Below are 21,696 nucleotides of genomic sequence, written 5' to 3'. Positions count from 1 at the left end.
ATCATTTGCCCCGCCATGCGCCGCCCCCCCCCGCCCCCGCGCCCCGGGCGCGCAAATCGCTGATCGGCGGGGCCCGGGGGGGGGGGCGCGCCCCCCCCCCCGCCCGGCCCCGCTGGACCGGCCCTCACCGGCCGCCCGCGCCCGGCGGCCGCGGGCCGGGAGCGGTCAGCGGCGGACCGGGGCGGTCAGCCGCGGACCGGGGGCGGTCAGCGGCGGACCGGGCGCAGGCGGCGGGTCAGCGCGACCGCGCCGGAGAACGCCGCGGCGATCGCCGCCATGCCGAGCACCCACAGCGAACCGTCCTCGGCCGCGGGCGCGAGGGGCTCGCGCTCGGCGACGGTCCGGACCGGGCCGAGGTCGGTCACCTTCTTGGGCGACTTGACGGCCCCGGCGGGCAGCGCGACGTTCCCCGCGGCGGGCAGCTTGACGGCGCCGGTCTTGGGCAGCTTGACCCCGTGCGTCCCCGGCAGGCCGGGGGCGGGCAGCGGGTTCCCGGTGCCGGCCGAGCGGGCGTTCGCGGCCACCGGGACGACCGGGACCGCCGGCAGCGCCTTCCCGGCGTTCCCGGTCACGGCGCCCGGGTTCACCGGCAGCGTCGCGATCGTCATGCCGTTGCCGCCGGTGCGGACCGTCCGCTTGCCGGCGGCGGGCATCTGCTGCAGCCCGTTGACCTTGGGCGTGACCGTCGGCGTCATGCCGCCGCCGAGCGCGTTGTTCACCGTCGGCAGGTTGCCGTGGACGGGCACGGCCTGCGCACCGGGCAGGCTCTGCAGCCCGGGCAGGTTCTGACCGACGGGCACGTTCTGCGCGACGGGCAGGCTCTGATCGACGGGCAGGCTCTGACCGACGGGCAGGCCCTGCGCAGCGGGCAGGCTCTGCGCGACCGGCAGGCTCTGCGTGACGGGCAGCTGCGAGCCCGGGACCGGGCCCAGGGACGGGGCGCCGGTGCGCTGCTCGGCGGTGCGCTGCTCGCCGGTGCCCGGCAGCAGGTTCGTCGCGGACAGGGCGTCCGACACCGGGACGCTCTTGGTCGCGGGGATACCGTTCACCTGCGCGGCCGCCCCGGACACGGCCTGGCCGGCGTCCGGCAGCCCCGTCACGGGCACGTTGGCGTGCGGGAGGCCGGTCGCGGGCAGCGCGCCCGGTCCGCCGTCGCGGTGGTTCGCGGTGGCGGGCAGCTTCGGCAGGACGGGCAGCCCCGGGTTCACCGGCAGCGGGGTCGGCGTCTCGCCCGCGGACCGCGCGTAGGGGTGGTAGCCGCCGAAGCCCGGCCCGTCCTGGCAGTGCGCGAGGGACCGGCCGACGACGGCGCCGACGTTCCCGCACACGTCCACTGGGGCCTTCGCCGGCGCGTGCGCCTGGTTGCCGCCGCCGACGCTGCCGTTCCCGGACGTCCGGCCGCCGCCCTGCGGGCCCTCGACCAGCGTCTGCCCGTTGCAGTGCGCGGCCGCCTCGCCGACGACCGCGGCGGCGTTCCCGCAGACGTCGACGGGGGCGGTGATCGGCGCGTTGCCCTGGTTGCCGCCGACGACGCTGCCGGTGCCGGACGTGTGCTGGCCGCCGGAGCTGCTGCGCACGTGCGCGCCGCCCTCGCAGTACGCGCCCGCCTCGCCGACGATCGCCGCCGCGTTCCCGCAGACGGTCGCGGGGACGCTGATCGGCGCGTTCGCCTGGTTCCCGCCGATGACGCTGGACACCCCGTCGGTGGTCTGCCCGCCGGACCCGTGGCCGCCGTTGCGGACCGACGCGCCGCCCTCGCACTCGGCGAGGGCGTTGCCGATCGCGTTGCCGCACACGTCCACCGGCGCGCTGACCGGGGCGTTCGCCTGGTTGCCGCCGAGCACGCTGTGCAGCCCGGACGTCTTCTGCCCGGCGCCGGTGTGCCCGCCGTTCTTGACGATCGCGCCGCCCTCGCAGCCGGCCACCGCCTCGCCGACGATCGCGACCGCGTTGCCGCAGACGTTCACCGGCGCGCTGATCGGCGCGTTCACCTGGTTGCCCGCGATGACGCCGAGCGCGCCGTCGGTGGTCTGGCCGCCGCCGCCGTGGCCCGCGCCGCCGCCGTTGTGCACGGTCGCGCCGCCCTTGCAGCCCGCCTCGGCCTTGCCGATGATCGCCACGGCGTTGCCGCAGACGTCCACGGGCGCGGAGATCGGGGCGTTGACCTGGTTGCCGCCGAGCACGCTGTGCTCGCCGGACGTCTTCTGCCCGCCGGACCCGCCGCCGTTGAGCACCGACGAGCCGCCCTTGCAGCCCGCGTCGGCCTTGCCGATCAGCGCGACGGCGTTGCCGCAGGCGTTGACGGGCGCGCTGATCGGCGCGCTGACCTGGTTGCCGCCGCCGACGCTGCCGGTGCCGGAGGTGTGCTGGCCGCCTCCGCCGCCGTTCAGCACGGACGCGCCGCCCTTGGACACGCCGTGCCCGCTGCCGACGATCCCGGCGCCGTTCCCGCTGACGTCGACCGGCGCCGAGATCGGCAGGTCGACCTGGTTGCCGCCGAGGACGCTGCCGTCGCCGTTGGTGGCGTCGGCGAAGGCGTTGGCGGGGACGACGCTGACGCCGAGGGCGACGAAACTCGCGGTGAGCGCCGCATTGCGTGCGGTGCTTTTTGCCCACGTTCGCATGATGCTCCGTTCGGGGGATGATGAATGGAATGCCGAGACACGCGTTCGGTCTCGTGGAAAGGACACGCCTGACGGCACGCTCACGCCGGGCCCGAGCCGCACGGGCCCACGCCGGGAGCGTTCTGATCAGGGATTAGTCAGGCGCGAAGGAGGGCTCGTCCGCTGCCGTGCGGACGGCCGGGGGAACCGCGCCGAAACTGCGCGGAACGCGGGCTCGCGGCGGAACCGGAGCCCAGGGGAAAACGGTCGGCAGGCCGGCGGCGGCACCGATCGGAACACCGCCGCAGGTCACCGAATGCGTGCCGGGCTGGCCCGGCGCCTGGAAGGGCGCGGGGTGCCGCTCGAGGGCACGGTGATGCCGGACATGGGACGCCTGGCGCGTCCCGGAGGCCGCGTGCGACCGGTCCGGCGACCGGCGCGCCGGCGCCGCGCTCCTCGCGGCACGGCGAGGCGCGCTGTGCGCCTTCCGCGGGCTCGCGTGCCGGTCCGCCGGCGCGGCGGCCTCGGCCGCCCGCTCCGGCGGCACCGGCTTCGCGGACCCGGCCGGCGCCAGTGCCCGCACGGACGCCGGGTGCTTCACGGCCCCGGCCACCGACGGGATCGGCGTGCGCGGGGCCTTCAGCACGTGTGCCAGCACGGGGGCGCCGTCCGCGACGACCTTGGCCGGCGCGGGCGGGGCCTTGACCGCCGGTGCGGCCGGCGGCGCCGGGAGCTCGGCGGCGCGGGCGGTCGCCTGCTGCGCCATGCCGCCGAGGAGCCAGCCCGCGATCAGCAGGCCGGCGAGGACGAGCAGCCGCCGGACGGTCCGCGCGGCGAGGGCACGGCGCAGCGGGACGGGAACCGTCCCTGCCCGCGCCGCGACACCTGCCACCGTGAGACCTCCGTTGCGACCACCGCCCATCCCTCACGGGACGGGCGGGTCCCTACGAACGGTGACGATAGCACCACAGACCGCATTGGCAACGGGAATTTCAAGACCGGTCGAGGAATTGGTCGAGAACCCGCACGCCGAAGCGCAGACCGTCCACGGGAACGCGCTCGTCGATACCGTGGAACATTCCGGAAAAGTCCAACTCTGGGGGCAATCTCAGCGGCGCGAAACCGAAGCACCGCATTCCCAGCCGCGCGAACGACTTGGCGTCCGTCCCGCCGCTCAGGCAGTACGGCACCGGCAGCGCCCCCGGATCCTCCGAGGTCAGCGCCGCCTCCATCGCCGCGACCAGCGCCCCCTCGTACTCGGTCTCCACCGCCTGGTCGTGATGCACGAAATCACGCGTGACGCCCGGCCCGAGAAGTTCGTCCACCGTCGCGAAGAAATCGTCCTCGAAGCCCGGCAGGAAACGCCCGTCCACCTGAGCCGTCGCGCTCTGCGGAATCACATTCGTCTTGTAGCCCGCGTCGAGCCGGGTCGGATTCAGCGTGTGCCGCAGCGTCGCCCCGATCATCCGCGCCAGCGGACCGATCTTCTCCAGGGCCTCCTCCGGGCGCTCCGGGTCGAACTCGACCCCGTACGCCAGGCACGCCCGCTCCAGGAACGCCCGCACCGTCTTCGTCAGCCGCACCGGGAACTCGTGCTCGCCCAGCCGCGCCACGGCCGCCGCCAGCGCCGTCACGGCGTTGTCCGGATGCACCATCGACCCGTGCCCGGCCGTCCCCGCGGCGGTCAGGTTCATCCACGCGATGCCCTTCTCCGCCGTCTCGATGAGGTACATCCGCTTGTCGCCCGGCACGGTCAGGCTGAACCCGCCGACCTCCCCGACGGCCTCGGTGCACCCCTCGAACAGCTCCGGGTGCTCGTCGACGAGCCACCGGGCGCCCCACTTCCCGCCGGCCTCCTCGTCCGCCAGGAAGGCGAGCACCACGTCCCGCGGCGGCCTGCGTCCCTCCCGGAGCCGCTGCCGCGCCACCGCGAGGATCATCGCGTCCATGTCCTTCATGTCCACGGCCCCGCGGCCCCAGACGCACCCGTCCGCGATCTCCCCGCCGAACGGGTCCCGCGTCCAGTCCTCCCGCCGCGCCGGCACCACGTCGAGGTGCCCGTGCAGCAGCAGCGCGTCCCGCGAGGGGTCCTCCCCCTCGATCCGCGCGACCACGCTCGCCCTCCCGGGATGCGACTCGAGGATCCGCGCCTCCAGCCCCACCTCCGCGAGTTTCTCCGCGACGTACTCCGCCGCGACCCGTTCCCCGGGTCCCGAATGATCTCCCGGATTGCTGGTGTCGATCCGGATCAGCTCCTGGCAGAGCCCGACGACCTCGTCCTCAGCGGTCGGCTGGTGGGCCACAGTGATCACCTTCGCGCTAGCCGTCCTCGTACCCCACCATCGTGCCCGCTCGATCGACTTCGCCGCGACTCGGCTCCTTTGGTATGGTGAAGCCCGCCGCAGCCGCGCTGCGGCCTGCGACACCGGTCCGGGTGGCGGAATAGGCAGACGCGCTAGCTTGAGGTGCTAGTGCCCTTCACGGGGCATGGGGGTTCAAGTCCCCCCTCGGACACAAACCATCTGCACATGTGGAAGCCGGGGCCACCCTGGCTTCCACAAGTTTTTTCTCGGGGTAGTACGTCATCGTGAGCCCGAGCTTGGTGTAGAGATCCGCCTTGTCGTCCGGACGCGCGCGCACGACCGCGTCGGCGAGATCACTGGCCCGGTGCAGGAGCTCCACCGCCTCGTCCGAAGAGACCGCTTGTTTGGTGGGGACGACACGTAGCTCGCTCTCCAGATGGCGGCGCTCCTGCTCGGTCTCGTTGATCCACTTGGCGACCTGGACAGCATCGGCGCCCGCATTGAGCGCTGCCCGGTACTGGTTGAGACGCTGGTCACAGGCGGCAAGCTGTTTACGGAGCTGGGTCTCGGCCAGGTTCTCCGTGCCGCTGGCCTGCTCGGTCATCGCCGCGATGGTCGCCTCGATCCGGGTGGGTGAGAACGTGGTCACCAGCCAGGTGTCGATGTCCTCGGTGATCTCGGCTTCGCGCAGGTAGACGGCCTTGGGGTGGACGATCTTGTTGGCGAGGGCGTACTCGGCCGGGAACCGGCACCGGTAGTAGGCCTGAGCGTTGTTCCAGGTGCCCTGCATTTTCCGTTCGCAGTAGCCGCAGAACAGACGTCCTCGGAAGGCGTAGGGGTGCCGGGTCCGATGCGGCTTGTGCACCGCCTGGCCTCGGCCGCGCGAAGGCCAGGATCGCCTGCGCGCGCTGGAAGTTTTCTAGGGAGACCAAGGGCTCGTGCGCCTCATGTTCGGACCAGACCCACTGCTCGCGGTCGTTCCAGCGCAGCTTGGTGGTGTGACCGAGGGCAACGTCATCGACATCGAGCAGGACCTCGTCCTTGCGCTGCTTGTTCCACACCTGACGGCCGGTGTAGCGCGGGTTGGTGACGATGACCCGTACCGCCGATTTGGACCAGGCGACCTGGACACGGTGCTGGTTGCGGGACGGGTCTGCCGCCGACGGGGACGGCACGCCCTCGCGTGTGAGTTCCTCTGCGATGTCGAAGATCCCCCGCCCGCCGATGAACTGCGCGAAGATCCACTTCACGACCAGCGAGTACGCCGGATGCGGCACCAGGCGCCGCAGGCGCTTACCGTCCACCGCCTTGGCCGGGTTGGGGTGCGGCCCGGCGTCGACCAGCTCGTACCCGTAGGGTGGGCGGCCGCCGAGGTAGCGGCCCTCGGTCGCGGTGATCGCGGCCATGGCCGAGCGGACGCGGATCTTGATGCGGTTCCGCTCCCCCTTGGACAGGCCACCGAACACTCCCGTGATCATGTCGTGGGCCTCGTTCGCCGGATCGATCGGCCCGCCGACCTCCGGTGCCTACAGCGGCACCCGAAAGTGCTCGAACAGCGGGAACGTCAACGAGTACTGGTTGCCGCTACTCTAACGAGAAATCGGAAAGCCTGAAGAACCAGGTACGCGTCATGATGGGGCAGTACGATCAGGTGACTCTCGACTGGGGGAGCCCACCCGAATGATCAAGGCGCCGGTCCCGCGAACGCTCATCGCATTTCTTTTCCTGTTGGCCGCCATCTCGGCTTGTTCCTCAAACAGCGGAGGTGACCAAAAGTTGCAAACAATGCCCGCCGCGGAAGCGAAGAAGAGGCTCGACGCTTATGGACGTCAAGTAGAGAAGATTCTCGGTCACGGCGATGCGGTCTGGCAGCAGGGCGTGGCGGGCCCATGCAAGGAGCGCTACAAGCAACTCCCAGGAGGTGCGAGCGACCCCTACGACATCGTCAATTTTGGCAGGATCGAGAACTTCCCTTCCGAGCAAATGAAGACCGAGCTCACGCACCTCAAGGAAGAACTCGAAGGCCAAGGGTGGACCACCACCAAGGACACTTTGGAATCCGGAAAGACGATTCTCGAAGCGTCATTCAGGTATGGTGACGGGTTCTCCGTCGTGATCGAAGGAATGCAACGCGAGCGTAGGATCGTGGTAAGTGTCGGCTCGCCTTGCCTGCACCGACCGTCGGGAGACACCGAGACGTGAGGTAGCGACGCCGCTGGCTGAACGGCCCTGGATACCGGGCGGCTGTGCCCTCGGATCTCGTTTGACGCCCCGATCCGCCACTGCGAGGGGCGTCACACTGGCGAAGGCGCTCGACAGGCTCCCGACCCACGCCATCAAATGGGAATATTTGCGCTCTTGTCTGGACAGCCCGGGCGCCTCGCTGGTCGTGCCCTTCGGACGCTTTCCGTTATAGACCTCGGCCTGGGCGACCCCGGACCACAACGCCTTCCGGCGCGCCGCGAACCGGTCGGCGACACGGGCGGTCGTGCCGGTCCACTCAGCCGAGGTGGAAGGCGAGCAGTGCGTTGCCGTGTGCGGCGGCGAGGATGAGGCCGTTGGTACTGAGTTCCCATTGCCTGTTGGAGACAGTGGTTGTTATGGGGTAATTCCACACGATTTCCCCTGTCCTGGCGTCCCAGGCGTAGAGCCCCGAGCCCGTGGTGCCTGCCACGCCGATGCAGACCAGCCCGCCGGCGACGACCAGTGGAGCGGTGTCGGGCGCGGGGGTGTTGGCGGACCAGAGACGCCTGCCGGTGCGGGCATCGAGGGCGACCAGTTGTGGGCTGTCCAGGACGTAGGCGTATCTCCCGTCGACCAGGAAGTTTCCTGCCCGGCCGCCGGGTGAGGTCCGCGTGTAGATCCACCGCTGCCGACCAGTGGCCGCGTCGAGGGCGTAGATGGTCGGCCCGTTCATGTAGACCAGTCCATTGGCCACGGTCACGTTGAGCAAGAGCGCGTCCTTGCCGTCAGGGTCCCTTACGGCGTTGGGGAGGTCGGCGCTCCAGACCATCTGGCCGGTGTCGACCGACAGCGCGTTGAGAGTGGTGTGAGAAGGACTGCTGAAGACCAGGTCACCGTTGCCTGGCACCACGAGCATCGTTTCGCGCGGACTGGACCACCGGACCTCGCCAGTCGTGATGTCGAGCGCGATGTGCTGGCTCTCGCCTTTCTCCTTGGCCGCCTCACCAAGGAGGGTGCGGCCCTGGATGCCGTAGAGAACCGTGTACGAAGCCCCCGGCCATTGGCGGATCCAGAGTCGGCGGCCGGTGGCGGGATCCAGGCCGGTGATCGTTTGATCCCCACTGAGGGCCAGCAGTTCGTTGGTCGAGATCATCAGTTCGGGGTACCGGTATTTCTCCGGTGCGTGGTAGGTCCACTTGACCGTCCGCGACTCGTCCATGGCGACGACCGTGCCTCCGGAGTTGGCCGTCGTGTAGATGAGCGTCGGCCCGGCGGCCATCTCGCCGCTGTGGGACCAGATCTGCCGTCCGGTGGCCAACGAGTAGCCGCGGGAATCGTCCTCGAAGACCTTGCGGGCGACCGAGATGATCGATCGAGAGCGGACCACGAGAATGAGGTCGTCCTCGTCTTGGATTGAGGTTCGCCACAGCAACTTCGGCGGGGTGAGCCGGTGCCCTTTCGCGTCCTGTGTCGCGGCCAGTGCCGCGGCGGTTCCGCCGCCGATGGCGGCGAGTCCGGCGATGGCGGCCCCGCCTGCCAGCAGCCGTCGCCGGGTGCGGGCGCCGGCGACCGTCCGCAGATCCAGGACGAGGGTGTCCTCTCGCTTCCGCAGCTCCTCACCCATGTCGCCGGGGAGCCAGCCGGGCGTGACCGGCTGGGCGGCCAGTAGCGCCGGCAGCAACTTCGCAGGCGGACGCCGGTCGGGATCCCGGCTGAGGCAGGCGCGCACCAGCTGCGCCAGGGAAGCCGGGACGCCGCGCAGGTCGGGTTCTTCGTGCAGGGTCCGATGGATGATGGTGGGGACCGCGTCCTTGCCGAACGGCGGGTGGCCGGTGGCGGCGAAGGCCAGCACGGCGCCGTAGGCGAACACGTCGGCGGCCGGTGTGAGCCGTGTTCCGTGGATCTGCTCGGGGGACATGTAACCGGGAGAGCCGATGAACTGGCCCTCCGCGGTGAGTGTGGCGGTGTCGGCGGCCTTGCTGATGCCGAAGTCGATGACCTTGGGGCCGTCCTTGGCGAGCAGGATGTTGGCCGGTTTGAGGTCGCGGTGCAGCAGGCCCGCCTCATGGATGGCGATCAGGGCTTCGCCCAGTCCAGCGCCGAGGGTGCGCAGCGGCGGCTCGGGCATGGGACCGTACCGCTCGATCGTCTCCTTCAGGCTGAGGCCGTTGACGTACGCGATCGCCAGCCACGGGACGGTGCCGTCGGGTTCGGCCTCGACGACCGGGCTGGTGAACGCGCCGCTGACCTTCCGGGCGGCCTCGACCTCACCCCTGAACCTGGTGCGGAAATCGGGGTCTCCGGCGAGCTCGGGCCTCAGGACCTTGATGGCCACCGCTCGGCCCGCCGGGGACGCGCCCAGGTAGACCACGCCCATGCCGCCCTCGCCCAGGCGCCGCAGCAGACGGTACCGCCCAATGCGTTCAGGGTCGCCGGGCTCCAGCGCCGCCGCCGTCATCGCCCCGCCTGGAAGCGGTAGAGCCGCTTGTGGTCGGTCGCGAAGACCGACGAACCGGACGCCGCGACTACCCAACCGCTCTGCGTGTCCGCCGGCCCCCGGTGCGCCCACAGTGCTCGGCCATCGGTCCCGGCGACGAGAACGCCCTGGGACGGGCCTGCCGGGTCCTTGAAGGCGGCCGCGACGAGGCCGCCGGTCGCCGCGATGTGCCCCCGGTCGTCGGCGAACGGTTCCGGACCGGCCAGCGTCCACCTGGCGGCGCCGGTCGCCTGGTCGTATGCCTGGAGAACCTCTTCCTGGAAAATCACGTTGGCGCCGGCGGGAATGACGGTGTCGAATTGCTTGTCGGTGTCTCGCGCCCACACGGGCCTCCCGGTGGCGGTGTCGACCGCCTGGAGGGTGTCGCCGAAGTTGCCGAACACCCGACCGTCGGCAACTGAGATGTCCAGGCTTGCTCTGTCCCGGTCGCCGCCGCTCTCGGACCAGGTGCGGACCCAGCGCTTCCGGCCCGTGACGGGGTCGAGGGCGGCGAGGGAAGACTCGGTACTGAGGTAGAGGCTGGACCGGTCGACCGCTCCGGAGGTCAACCCTTGGCCGGAGAGGTGCCACCGAATCTCGCCGCTGGCCAGATCCAGCGCCCAGACGTCCCTACTCGAACGGACGATGACCATGTCGTCCACCACACCGAGGACGGACGAGGGGTCGACGTCGCGCGGCGTGGGAAGGTTCGTGGCCCTGCCTGTCGGAGCATCGACCAACGTGATCGTCTGGTCCTCGAAGTCGCCGACCACGCCGCCGAGGACGACGAACGTCGATCCGCGGGCGAGGTCGCCCGAATACACGGCGTTGGCTTTGTCCTTAGCCCACAGTTGCCGCCCGGAGCCGGCATCCACTCCGTACATCTCCTGTTCGCCGCCCCACAGCACGACACCGTCCGCCACCAGCACCATCGACGTCCCGGTGACAGGCTGAGGCGGGGTGAACGTCCACGCAGGCGGGGGCGCCGCGGCAAGGGCGGTGGCGCGGGGAGCGGGCCTGGCGGGCTTGGATCTCCCGCGGGTCATCACCCAGCCCGTCGTCCCCGCGCCGATGCCGGCGACGGCGACCGCACCGGCCAGTCCCAGGATCCGGCGTCGCCCGACCCAGCCCGCCTCCGTGTCATCGACCCGCAGCGGCGGTGGGGGCGTGACCGGCAGCGACGCCACCCTCGTCGCCTCGGCCTCCCTGGCCGCCACCTCCTGACGCAGCGCGGGTGAGTTCAGTGCCTGGGGATCGGCGGGGGTCAGCGCGGCGAGCACGGACTCCAGGGCGGGACGTCCGGCCGGCTCCTTCGCCAGGCAGGCGGCCAGTAGTTCACGCAGTGACGCGGGCACGCCGTCGAGGCACGGGTCTTCGTACATGACCTCATAGAGCACTCCGGCCGGGTCCCGCTCACCGAATGGCTTGGCCCCCGAAGCCGCGTAGACCAGCACACCCGCCAGCGAGAACACGTCCGCCGCGGGCCCGGCGTCCCTGCTTCCTGCGATCTGCTCGGGAGCCATGTAGGCCAGCGTGCCGATCATGGCGCCGGTGCGAGTGAGTCGCGTGTCGCCGGTGACCTTGGCGATCCCAAAGTCGATGATCTTGGGGCCGTCCTCGGCCAGCAGGACGTTGCCAGGCTTCAGATCGCGGTGCACCAGGCCGACCCCGTGGATCGCCCGCAGCGCTTCCGCTAGTCCCGCGCCCAGAGCACGGACGGCGGACTCGGGCAACGTTCCGACGCTCGCGAGGGCCTCGCTCAGCGTGGGCGCAGGGACGTAGCCGGCGGCGAACCAGGGCTGTGGCGCGTCGGCGTCGGAGTCCAGCACCGGGGCCGTGTAAAGCCCACTCACCTTGCTCGCGGCGGCGACCTCGCGACGAAATCGCTCCCGGAAGGCCGCGTCGTCAGCGAACTCCCGACGGATGAGCTTCAGTGCAGCCAGCCGGGCGCCCGGCGATCGGGCGAGAAAGACGATCCCCATCCCGCCCGCGCCGAGCCGGGCGAGGATTCGGTACGGCCCAACCCACGCAGGGTCCCCCGGCTGCAGCGACCGCACGCCCACCCCCACTTCTAATGAACATATGTATCTATATGTTGACGAGGACGCGCACAACCCGACGCAACCGGACTCTCCACCTCACTCAGTCCCCCGGCTCCCGCAGCCGTGGACACTCAAGCCAACGACGGTGCGCCGCCGCCACGCTGTTCCCTCACACTCGACCCGGCAGCCCCCGGGCAGGGGACCGAATCGGCTGACGATGGGACAGCACAACCGCTACCGCCGTGGTTGACGGTGCAGCCGTGCATCTAAGGTCCGGTGGGGGCACACCACAGACCGCTGTCACGAGATGGCGAAGCGGAACGGAATTGAAAGGCGGACGTCCGAGGGTGGGTCGAGCCGGTTGGCAGGCATCCCCGTGCTTAGTTCGAACCGGCACACGGCGAGATCTGTAACGTAGTGTTGCGGTCGGTAGCAACTGACCCGCATGCGGGTTGCTTCGCATGCGAGCCCAGTGTCACGACGGGTGCGGTACGACCGGCCAGTCCCCCACCGTGATGCGGTGGACGTTGCCGATCGGGACGGCGGGTGCCATGTGCAATTGGTTGTGATCGCCCCTCGGACACAGCTTCAGAGGGCTCGGCTCGGGAGAAGGATCTCGAGCCGAGCTTTTTTTGCGGCGGCGGAGACGTTGTTCTGCTTGGGGTCGACGAGGGTGCGGTGCTTGGCCCCGTAGCGGGCGAAGGCCGCCCGGTGGTCGGCGGGGGTGGCCGCGAGCTCTTCGGCGAGGGTGTAGGCGCCAGCTCACCGCATCAGGGGGAGGAAGATCGTGTCGACGATCTCTTCGAGGACGTGGTCGGGCGCGGGGGCGAAGGTCGTGAGGAACTCGTGGCGCAGCAGGTCGAACGGCAGGGTCTTGATGCGCTCGGTGAGGTGCTCCGGGTCGACCTCGCCGCGGTCGACGGCGCGGGCGAACAGCGCGTCGACGGCCTCCTTGCGTCCCGTCACCGAAGGGTCGAACAGGTCGCCGGGATCGGTCCCGGTCTCCTGGCGGTAGCCGGCCAGGTGCGCGTTCATGACGACGACGAGCTGGAAGCGGGTGGCGTTGATCTCCCGCAGCAGGGTGAGCACGTCCCCCCGCAGGCTTCCGGTGTCGGGAACGTCCAGGATGTTCTCCCGGGCGACGTGGACGACGGCCGCCCGGACGAGCGCGTCGCGGTCGGGCCAGCGCCGGTAGAGGACCGGAGGGCTGGTGCCCGCCCGCTTGACGACGGCGTCCATGGTGAACCGGGCGTAACCGCCTTCGGTGAGCTCCTGCCAGGCGGCGTCCAGCAGCGCCTTCTCCAGCGCCGCGCCGCGGCGTCGCTCGGCCATGGGAGCCCCCGTCCGCTCTAGATAGACTTGCCTATCTAATCCTAGCCGCCTAGGCTGGCCTCCGTAAGATAGAACTCTCTATCCTAAGGAGTGCCGATGCACGCCGCCGGCGCCAAGCCGCCACCACCGCCCCCCGCACCCGCCGACTCCGGCCGCGTCGACCCCGCCGTGCGGCGGATGACCGTCACCCTGATCATCGGCGCGCTCGCCGTCATCTTCGACACCACGATCATGAGCGTCGCCGTCGACGGCCTCGCCGGCCGGCTGCACGCCTCGCTCAGCGACGCCCAGTGGGTGACGACCGCCTACCTGCTGGCCCTGTCGGCCACGATGCCCGCGGTCGGCTGGGCCCAGTCGGTCCTCGGCGGTAAACGCCTGTGGATCGCCGCCCTGGCCATGTTCTTCCTCGGGTCGCTGCTGTGCGCGGCGGCGTGGAACATCCAGAGCCTGATCGCCTTCCGGGTGGTCCAGGGCGTCGGCGGCGGCATCATGATGGTGCTGATGACCACGCTGATCATGCAGGCGGCCCAGGGCCGCGACATCGGCAGGGTCATGTCGCTGATCACCGTGCCGACCGCCCTGGGCCCGGTCCTCGGCCCGGTCCTGGGTGGCGCCCTCCTGCACCTGGGCGACTGGCGCTGGATCTTCCTGTTCAACGTCCCCTTCTGCCTCGTCGGCGGCTACCTGGCCTGGCGCGACCTGCCGGCCGACGAGCCCCGCCCCGCTCCCCGTCCCCGCCTGGACGCCGTGGGCATGCTGCTGCTGTCCCCCGGCATCGCCGCCGCCGTCTACGGCCTCACCCAGCTCGCCGGATCCGACGGCCTGGCCGCCGCCAAGGTGGCGCTGCCCCTGGCGGGCGGTCTGATCCTGCTCATCGGCTACGTCCTGTGGGCGCTGCGACGCGGATCCGGCGCCCTGCTCGACATCCGGCTGCTGCGCCACCGCTCCCTGGCCTCGTCCTCGGCGCTGGTGTTCCTGTCAGGCGCCACCCTGTACGGGACCATGCTCCTTCTGCCGCTGTACTGGCAGCAGGTCCGCGGCGAATCCGCCCTGGACGCCGCACTGCTGCTCATCCCCCAAGGCGTGGGCACGCTGCTGTCCCGCACGCTGGCCGGACGGTACATGGACCGCTTCGGGCCGCGTCCGGTCGCCGTCGCCGCCCTCGCCGCCTCCCTCGCCGCCACCGTCCCGTTCGGCCTCATCACCGCCTCCACGAGCGACGTCGCGCTGATGGCCGTGCTGTTCGTCCGCGGCCTCGGGCTGGGCGCCGCCATGATCGCCATCATGGGGGCCGCGTTCGTCGGCATGCGGCGCGACCAGATCCCGGCCGCCTCCAGCATCAGCCGCGTCACCCAGCAGGTCGGCGGCTCCGTGGGCGTCGCGGTCCTCGTCATGATCCTGCAACGCACCTCCGCCGGCGCCCGCATGCCCGCCGACCTCGCCACCGGATTCGCGCACGCCTTCTGGTGGTCCGCCGCATTCACCGCCGCGGCCATCGCGCTGTCCCTCCTCCTGCCCGGCCGGCCCGGCCCGCAGCCGGGTGACGCGTGAGGTCAGCGCGGCACGTAGGTGAGGATGACCGACCCGTTCTGCAGCCGTTTCTCGTCGGTGAGCGTGAGCTCCAGGCCTGCGGTGTCCACGTGTTCGAGGAGCCGTTGCCCCGACCCGGCGACGACGGGCATGTACCAGAAGCGGAACTCGTCGACCAGGTGGTGTTGGACGAGCGTGGCGTCGAACCGGGTGGTGCCGTACTTGATGAGGTCCTTGCCCGGCTGCTCCTTCAGCTTCGCGATCGCGGTCGGGGCGTCGGGACCGAGCAGGGTGGCGTTCCAGGTCGTCTCGGTCAGCGATCGGGACGCGACGTACTTGGGCATGGCGTTGATGCGGTCGATGTAGGGATTGCCGGTGACCTGGCCCCAGTTCGCGTAGAAGGACTCGTAGGTCTTCCGGCCCATGACGAACGCGTCGTAGTTGCCGAGTTGTTCGAGCGAGTACGCCGAGGACTCGTCGTCGAAGAGGGCCCAGCGTTCCGGGGCTTCGATGACGCCGTCCAGCGTGACGAGCGTCGACTCGATGAGTTTGCGCATGGTGGTTCTCCTAGCTTCGAGTGGATGAGCATTCCGGCCCCATCGGCGGTTGACCGCGGTGGTCAGTCGGCGGGGGCGGGTTCTGGGACGTGGTCCTGCTGGACGGTGGCGGCCCCGGTGACGCCGGTATGCCGGATGAGCAGGAACGCGATGGGGATGCCGGCCAGGGCGATGAGTCCGCAGACCCAGAAGGCGGTGTGGAATCCGCCGGTGAGCGCGCCCGCGACGGCGTGGCCATGGGCGCGGAGGTCGCGGGTGCGCGTGGCCGCCACGGTGGAGGCGATGGCGATCCCGATCGCGCCGCCGAGTTGCTGGGACGAGTCGATGAGGCCGGAGGCGACGCCGGCGTCCCGTTCGGTGACGCCGACCAGGGCTCCGATCGACACCGGAATGAAGATCCAGGTGACGGTGCCGGTCAGGAGGAGCGGGCCGGCCAGGTTCGTCCAGAAGCCGCCGTGGGCGGGCGCTTGGGTCGCCCACAGGATCCCGGCGCCGGTCAGCGTCAGTCCGGTCGCCGACACCATCCTGATCGAGGTGCGGGTGACGACCATCTGCGCCGGTCCTGCGAGGACCACTCCGGTCAGGCCGACGGTGAGCCAGGCCAGGCCGGTGTTCATCGCGGAGTAGCCGAGCACCTGCTGCATGTAGAGGGTGCCGATGAAGATGTAGCCGTAGAAGCTCGCGCCGAGCAGGAATCCGACGGCGTTGGCCCCCGCGAGCGTGCTCAGCCTGAACAGGCGCAGCGGCAGCAGCGGCGCTTGTGCCCTGGCTTCGATGGCCACGAACGCGGCGAGCAGGGCCGCCGACGTCGCGATCAGGGCCAGGGTCCGGATGGCCGTCCACCCGGCGGTCGGCGCCTGCGAGATGGCGTACACCAGGATCACCAGAGCGGCGGTCACCGTGACGGCGCCGAACGGGTCGTAGCGGCGGCGGACGCCCCGGAGCCTGCTTTCCGGCACGACACGGCGGGTCAGGAGCAGCGCGGCCCCGCCGACGACCACGTTCAGGTAGAAGATGTACGGCCAGCCGGCGTAGCGGGTGAGGGCACCACCGGCGAGGACGCCGACGGTCGCGCCGCTGGCGCCGATCGCGCCCCACAGGCCGAGCGCCTTGTTGCGTTCGGTGCCCTCGGTGAACATGTTCATCACGATCGACAGCGCGGCGGGCAGCACCATGGCGGCGCCCAGCCCCTGGACGCCCCGCATGACGATCAGGAAGACGCCGCCGGTGGCCAGCGCGCAGGCCAGCGAGGCCGCGGTGAACAGCGCCAGCCCCGCCTCGAACACGCGCCTGCGCCCGAGCAGGTCGGCGGCTCGCCCGCCCAGCAGCAGGAACCCGCCGAAGGTGAGCGCGTACGCGGTCACCACCCACTGCAGGTCCGCCTGCGCGAGGTCCAGCTCGCGGCCGATCGTCGGCAGCGCGACGTTGACGATCAGCATGTCGACCGCCGTCATGAAGTACGCCACGGCCAGGAGCGAGAACGCCCGCCAGCGGAGGGCGTTCTCGCGGTGTGGTGACGGTTCTGGCATCGGTCTCTCCTGGTCCGATCGGGTGATCTCAGGAGGACGACGAACGGCGGCCGCCGGAACCGGACACGGCGCTAGGAGATTTTCAGGCTCTCGATCCGCCGCTCGAAGGCCGTCCGCTCGGCGGTGCTGCGGGCCAGCGCGATCGCGTGCTCGTAGTGCTCCCGCGCTGCGGCGTGACGGCCGGCCCGCCGTTCCAGGTCGGCCAGGGCGGCCCAGTAGAAGGGGTACCGGGACAGCTTGGGCTCGTCCGCCAGGGCGGTCAGCTCGCGGCGGCCCTCGTCGACGCCGTCCCGTTCGGCCACGGCCAGCGCGCGGTTGAGCGCCACGACGGGGCTCCAGGACCGTTCGGCGAGGACCTGGTAGAAGCCGATGACCCGGTCCCAGTTCGTCTCCTGGACCGACGGCGCGATCGCGTGCTCGCAGGCGATGCCGGCCTCCAGATGCCAGCGGGACATGTGATCCCCGGTGGCCGCGTGGGCGAGATGGACCAGACCGCGTTCGATGCGCGCCCGGTCCCAGCGGCTCCGGTCCTGGTCCTCCAGGGGGACGAACACGCCGTGCTCGTCCAGGCGCGTCGATAGCCGGGCGGTGCCGAAGCAGAACAAGGCGGCCAGAGCGTGCACGTCCGGATGCGCCGTCGCCCTGGCGTCCAGCAGCAACTCGGTGAGGCGCAGAGCGTCGTCGCACAGGAACGGGCGTACCGGGTCCTGCGGGTCGCTGCCGTGATAGCCCTCGTTGAACAGCAGATACAGCGACCGCAGGACCGAGCCCCGCCGGACGTCGAGGTCGGGCAGGTCGTCCACGTCGGGCAACCGGCCCAGCTCGCGCAGGCGTCCGCGACCGCGATGCAGGCGCCGGTCGATGGTCTGGGCGTCCACGAGGAACGCTTGACCGATCTCCTTGGGCGACAGCCCGCACAGCCACCGGAGGATCAGGGTGACGTGCGTCTCGCGGCTCAGGCCGGGGTCGCAGACGGCGAACATCATCGCCAGCTGGCCGACTCCCTCGGCGGCCGGGGCCAGGGCCGCCTCGATGGTGTCGGTCAGCGCGGTCCTCGTCGCCAGCTCGGGCAGCAGGGAGCGGCGCCGCTGCTCCCGGCGGATGATGTCGACCGCCCGGTTGTGGGCCGCCCGGATGATCCACGCCTTGGGGTCCCTCGGCAGCCCGAAGCGCCACGCCTGCATGGCGCTGACCAGCGCGTCATGGACGACGTCCTCGGCGAGCGGGATGTTCGACGGGCCCAGGACCCGGATCAGCGCGCTGACCAGGTGCGCGTACTCCCTGCGGAACAGGTCCTCCACCAGCTCCGCCGACGAGAGCGCCCCGGCCGCTTCGTCCACCGGCCTCAGACCCGGTAGTCCTGGACCGGCCGCACCTCGACGGACCCGCCGAACTCGTACGTCGGGCAGCCGCGCGCGACCTCGACGGCGTCCTCCAGGGAGGCCGCCTCGAAGATCATGCTGCCGGTCACGAGATCCTTCGACTCGGCGTACGGCCCGTCGGTGACCAGGTCGCGACCGCGGACCGTGGCCCCCGGGCCGTCGAGCGCGGTGCCGGTGTTGCGCCTGCCCTGCGCGGCCAGCTCCTCCGACCAGCGGTACCACTTCTCGACATGGGCCTGGAGCTCGGACGGCGACAGGTCGGGACGCGAGACGGCACCCCCGCGAAAGATCAGCATGAACGTGCTCCGCGGGACGCGGTCCTCGCCATCGGGTTCCGCCATCACGGCCTCCCTGTGTCCGCCGCCGGGCATCCTCGGATCCGGCGACCGCCTGAGCCCGGCCCCGACGCCACACCAGCGGCAACAAGTCCCAGCCCGAAAGCAATACCACAGCATCGCCCCGTCCGCGCTGAGCAGCACGTTCGACGGTTCGGGGTCGCGGTGCACCACGCCTGCGGTGTGCACGCCCTCCAGCGCTTACGCCAGCGCGAGCACCGTTGCCTCCGGCCAGGGGCCGTGCGCGGCCACCGCCGCCTCCAGGGAGAGGCACTGCCGGTCGAAAATCAGTGCGGCCGGCGTAGAGCCGGATATTACGATTGCGGGCGTTCCATTGCGGCGGATGAGCGCCGTCCACGACCGTTCTTGGAAAGGCGCCCTCGATGACGCGGGTCACGGAGCAACCGCCTGAGCATCCCGAGTTGCTGGAGCGGGGGCATCCCTTCCGGCAGTGGAAGACGTGGCGCATTCCCGGCGCCGAGCTGACGCTCACCGGCTACTCGCGCGCGAACGACAAGACCTTCTTTCACATCCCCGAGCTGCGGTGCAGCCTCGACGCGGGGCTGTGCGAAGGGCGGCAGGTCGACACGGTCTTCCTGACCCACACGCACCACGATCACTCCAAGGATCTCGACTTCCTGGCGTCCAAGGCGTCCGGAGTGGACATCTACCTGCCCGCCGAGGCGGTGCCCTACGCGGAGTCCTACCTGCGCGCGTCCGCCGAGCTGAACCACGGGCCGGGATTCGATCCGGCGTTGGCGGGAGGCCACCGGCTGCACGGCGTGCGGCAGGACGACGCGTTCGTCTTCGGGCGCCGCGGCCACCACGTGCGGGTGGTGGAGTGCGAACACAAGGTGCCCTGTGTGGGGTATGCGTTCTCGGAGCGGCGCAAGGCGCTGCTGCCGGAGTTCGAAGAGCTGCGGCGGTCCCTCGTGGAAGAAGGACGGGGCGCGGAATTCGGCCGGATCATGGCCCGGCGGCGCAAGGACGGCGTCGAGGTCGACGGTACGGTCGACCGGCCGCTGTTCGCGTTTCTCGGCGACACGCATGTGAACGTGTTCGAGCGAAATCCATGGCTCTTCGAATATCCGGTCGTCATCACCGAGTGCACGTTCCTGGACGACGCCGAATCGGACCGTGCGGACCGGATCGGGCACACGGTGTGGAGCCGGCTCAGGCCCGTGATCGAGGCGCATCCGCGGACCCTGTTCGTCCTGACCCACTTCAGCCTGCGCTACTCGGACCGGGAGATCCTCGCGTTCTTCCGGCGGGAGTGGGAGGAGGCGAAGGGCGGGCCGGGCAACGTCCTGCTGTGGGTGCACCCGGAAAGCCGTCTGCCCGAGCAGCATCAGCACAGCGGATTCTGAAGGTCAGGTCGCCATCCGCCAGGTCTTGCGGGGTTTGTTGTGCATCCGTCCCGGGATGCCGGGGCGTTGCTGCCAGGGGTGCGGTCCGGTGGGCGGGCGGTATCCGACGCCCAGCGCGTCCAGGCGGGCATAGTGCGCCGTGTTCATCCGCCGCTCGAAGTCCTCGAAATCGCGTTCGTCCGGGCCCGGTAGCCGCGACCAGGCGACTTCGGCGAACGCGACGAGGCGCGGGAACGCCTGGTAGTCCACCCGGGCGCGGTTCTCGGCTAGCTCCGTCCACAGGTTGGCCTGTGCGCCGATGATGTTGGCCGCGTGGGGCGTGCCGGCCAGCCGGGGCGGGACGGGTTCGAACCGGTAGACGTCCTCAAGGGTGTGGACCCACCCGAACGGCACGGGCTCGTCAGGGCCGTGGGCCTGGACGTGGTCGAGGTAGACCTCTTGCTGCGGGCACATCACCACGCTGTGGCCGGCCTGCGCGGCGGCGATGCCGCCCGTGTACCACCGCCAGCACATGACGGCGGCGCCGTCCGCCAGGCCGTCCTCCAGGATCTCGTCCCAGCCGATGAGGCGCCGTCCCCGCGCCGCGAGCCAGCGAGCGAAATGGCGGATCATCCACGACTGGAGGTCGTCCTCGTTCTGGAGCTCGAGTTCCCGGATGCGGGCCTGGGCGGTGGGCGACTCGCGCCACTGGTCCTTGGCGCATTCGTCCCCGCCGATGTGGACGAACCGGCCGGGGAAGATGGCCAGCACCTCGTCCAGGACGTCCTCGTAGAAGCGCACCACGGCGTCGGTGGGCGCCAGCACGTTGCGGCTGATGCCCCAGCCGGTCCACACCTCCAGCGCGGCGGTGTCGACGACGTCGGTGTTCCCCAGTTCGGGGTAGGCGGCGATGGCGGCCTGGGAATGGCCGGGAAGGTCGATCTCGGGCACGACGGTGATGTGACGTTCCGCCGCGTAGGCGACGATCTCGCGCAGATCGTCCTGGGTGTAGAAGCCGCCGTGCGGCCGCTCGTCCCACAGCGGCGGGTTCCCCCAGCCCAGGCGGGTCCGCCGCCGCCAGGCGCCGGTCTCGGTCAGCCGGGGGTGGCGGCGGATCTCGACCCGCCACCCCTGGTCGTCGGTGAGGTGCAGGTGCAGCACGTTCAGCTTGTGGGCGGCCAGCAGGTCGACGTAGCGCAGCACGTCGTCCTTGGGCAGGAAGTGCCGCGCGACGTCGAGCATGAAGCCCCGCCAAGCGAAGCGAGGCCGGTCCTCGATGGTCACGTACGGGACCGTGACCGGCTCCCGCGTGGTGGGGGCGCGGCGAAAGGCCTCCGGGCCCAGCATCTGCCGCAGGGTCTGGCGGCCCCAGAAGACGCCGGCCTCATCACCGCCGACGATTTCGGCGCCGTCAGCCGACACGGTGAGCCGGTATGCCTCCGGCCCCAGTGACGAATCGACATCCGTGCGCACATTCCCGCTGAAAGGTCCGGACCCTCCCGTCAGTTCGACTCGGCTCGGGGCTGGTATCACGTTCAGCTCGGACGCCACACACCCAGTTTCACCATAGGAGTCATCCATCCGCCAGAGAACGCGCGCGAGGTTCTCAGTGCACGGATTGCGCAGCCGCCGTGGTCACTGGTCGGGGGGAGGGACGACCTCGTCGTTGATGACGTGCGTGGTTTCTTCGACTACCGCCTGGATGATGCGGTCGCGTTGTTCCGTGTCGAGTTGCTCGGGGATATCGCTGTCGCTGAGTTCGATGCGGATGGTCCGGATGATGACCGAGATGGCCGGCGGATCGTTGTGCTTTTTCTTGTGGTCCTGGTAGACGGTCCAAGCGAGAGTGGCGACGCTGACGACGAGGCCGCCAAGAGAGATGGGGTCGAGGTACTGGTCACGGCGGGTTGCGCCGTCGGCGCTATGGAGGGCGGCTTCGACGTCGGCAGGAAGGCGTCCGCCGTATTCGGGTGCCAGCCGTGCCGCTGCGGCGCGGGCTGCCTGCTGGATGGCGTCGTTCATGTGGTCCTGCCTTAGCCTCGATCTTTCGTGAGGTCGGTTGGGTCGCGGAGCGACC

Annotated in this window: 16 protein-coding genes, 1 tRNA gene and 1 pseudogene; 4 read left to right on the top strand and 14 right to left on the bottom strand. The window is 70.7% G+C overall.

The window, feature by feature from the left end; genetic code table 11:
* Positions 1–206: 206 nt before the first annotated feature.
* The 3 genes from AB0C78_RS47225 to AB0C78_RS47215 all read right to left on the bottom strand — a co-directional run bounded on the left by AB0C78_RS47225 (position 207) and on the right by AB0C78_RS47215 (position 4,906).
* Complete coding sequence (locus AB0C78_RS47225) at positions 207–2,624, bottom strand: chaplin family protein (RefSeq protein ID WP_360761580.1); 2,418 nt, start codon at positions 2,622–2,624, stop codon at positions 207–209.
* A gap of 133 nt (positions 2,625–2,757) precedes the next feature.
* Positions 2,758–3,495, bottom strand: a complete 738-nt coding sequence (locus AB0C78_RS47220) for a hypothetical protein (protein ID WP_360761578.1) — start codon at positions 3,493–3,495, stop codon at positions 2,758–2,760.
* A gap of 100 nt (positions 3,496–3,595) precedes the next feature.
* Complete coding sequence (locus AB0C78_RS47215) at positions 3,596–4,906, bottom strand: M20/M25/M40 family metallo-hydrolase (protein WP_360761576.1); 1,311 nt, start codon at positions 4,904–4,906, stop codon at positions 3,596–3,598.
* 125 nt (positions 4,907–5,031) lie between these two features.
* Here AB0C78_RS47215 and AB0C78_RS47210 point away from each other — a divergent pair.
* A tRNA-Leu gene (locus AB0C78_RS47210) sits at positions 5,032–5,117 on the top strand.
* Here the strand turns inward: AB0C78_RS47210 and AB0C78_RS47205 are convergent.
* Entirely contained in the window at positions 5,082–5,771 is a 690-nt protein-coding gene (locus AB0C78_RS47205; RefSeq protein WP_360761575.1) for a zinc ribbon domain-containing protein, read from the bottom strand. The genes AB0C78_RS47210 and AB0C78_RS47205 overlap by 36 nt on opposite strands.
* 37 nt (positions 5,772–5,808) lie before the next feature.
* Positions 5,809–6,312 (bottom strand): annotated as a pseudogene (locus AB0C78_RS47200) (recombinase family protein); the annotation flags it as partial.
* 274 nt (positions 6,313–6,586) lie between these two features.
* Here AB0C78_RS47200 and AB0C78_RS47195 point away from each other — a divergent pair.
* Complete coding sequence (locus tag AB0C78_RS47195) at positions 6,587–7,108, top strand: hypothetical protein (protein WP_360761573.1); 522 nt, start codon at positions 6,587–6,589, stop codon at positions 7,106–7,108.
* Between the two features lie 298 nt (positions 7,109–7,406).
* Here AB0C78_RS47195 and AB0C78_RS47190 read toward each other — a convergent pair whose 3' ends face one another.
* The 3 genes from AB0C78_RS47190 to AB0C78_RS47180 form a co-directional block, all read right to left on the bottom strand.
* Entirely contained in the window at positions 7,407–9,548 is a 2,142-nt protein-coding gene (locus AB0C78_RS47190) for a PQQ-binding-like beta-propeller repeat protein (protein WP_360761571.1), read from the bottom strand.
* On the bottom strand, positions 9,545–11,623 hold the full coding sequence (locus tag AB0C78_RS47185) for a PQQ-binding-like beta-propeller repeat protein (protein WP_360761570.1): 2,079 nt from the start codon (positions 11,621–11,623) through the stop codon (positions 9,545–9,547). The genes AB0C78_RS47190 and AB0C78_RS47185 overlap by 4 nt, the downstream gene beginning before the upstream one ends.
* Positions 11,624–12,370: 747 nt before the next feature.
* A complete protein-coding gene (locus tag AB0C78_RS47180) occupies positions 12,371–12,940 on the bottom strand; it encodes a TetR/AcrR family transcriptional regulator (RefSeq protein WP_360761568.1) in 570 nt (189 codons plus the stop codon).
* 96 nt (positions 12,941–13,036) lie between these two features.
* On the opposite strand from AB0C78_RS47180, the gene AB0C78_RS47175 reads away from it, so the two are divergent.
* A complete protein-coding gene (locus AB0C78_RS47175) occupies positions 13,037–14,491 on the top strand; it encodes an MDR family MFS transporter (RefSeq protein ID WP_360761566.1) in 1,455 nt (484 codons plus the stop codon).
* A gap of 2 nt (positions 14,492–14,493) precedes the next feature.
* Here AB0C78_RS47175 and AB0C78_RS47170 read toward each other — a convergent pair whose 3' ends face one another.
* The 4 genes from AB0C78_RS47170 to AB0C78_RS47155 form a co-directional block, all read right to left on the bottom strand.
* Complete coding sequence (locus AB0C78_RS47170; protein ID WP_360761564.1) at positions 14,494–15,027, bottom strand: dihydrofolate reductase family protein; 534 nt, start codon at positions 15,025–15,027, stop codon at positions 14,494–14,496.
* A 62-nt stretch (positions 15,028–15,089) separates the two neighbouring features.
* Positions 15,090–16,556 (bottom strand): MFS transporter, encoded by a 1,467-nt coding sequence (locus AB0C78_RS47165; protein WP_360761562.1) that lies wholly within the window; start codon positions 16,554–16,556, stop codon positions 15,090–15,092.
* Between the two features lie 71 nt (positions 16,557–16,627).
* Entirely contained in the window at positions 16,628–17,896 is a 1,269-nt protein-coding gene (locus AB0C78_RS47160) for a sigma-70 family RNA polymerase sigma factor (RefSeq protein ID WP_360761560.1), read from the bottom strand.
* Positions 17,897–17,901: 5 nt separating this feature from the next.
* Positions 17,902–18,279, bottom strand: a complete 378-nt coding sequence (locus AB0C78_RS47155; protein WP_360761558.1) for a YciI family protein — start codon at positions 18,277–18,279, stop codon at positions 17,902–17,904.
* A gap of 377 nt (positions 18,280–18,656) precedes the next feature.
* Between AB0C78_RS47155 and AB0C78_RS47150 the strand changes: the two genes are divergently transcribed.
* The gene (locus tag AB0C78_RS47150) at positions 18,657–19,640 is read left to right on the top strand and encodes an MBL fold metallo-hydrolase (protein ID WP_360761557.1); all 984 of its coding nucleotides are present in this window, start codon (positions 18,657–18,659) and stop codon (positions 19,638–19,640) included.
* 3 nt (positions 19,641–19,643) lie between these two features.
* Here the strand turns inward: AB0C78_RS47150 and AB0C78_RS47145 are convergent, their stop codons facing one another.
* Both AB0C78_RS47145 and AB0C78_RS47140 read right to left on the bottom strand, forming a co-directional pair.
* Positions 19,644–21,200 carry a beta-N-acetylhexosaminidase gene (locus tag AB0C78_RS47145; protein WP_360761555.1) on the bottom strand — a complete coding sequence of 519 codons (1,557 nt, stop codon included), beginning with the start codon at positions 21,198–21,200 and terminating at the stop codon, positions 19,644–19,646.
* 54 nt (positions 21,201–21,254) lie between these two features.
* Complete coding sequence (locus AB0C78_RS47140) at positions 21,255–21,641, bottom strand: hypothetical protein (protein ID WP_360761554.1); 387 nt, start codon at positions 21,639–21,641, stop codon at positions 21,255–21,257.
* Positions 21,642–21,696: the final 55 nt, after the last annotated feature.

It is taken from the genome of Actinomadura sp. NPDC048394 (assembly GCF_040651755.1).
Taxonomy (GTDB): domain Bacteria; phylum Actinomycetota; class Actinomycetes; order Streptosporangiales; family Streptosporangiaceae; genus Spirillospora; species Spirillospora montaniterrae.
Note: the sequence above shows the minus strand (reverse complement) of the source record. Positions and strands in the feature narration are given on the sequence as shown.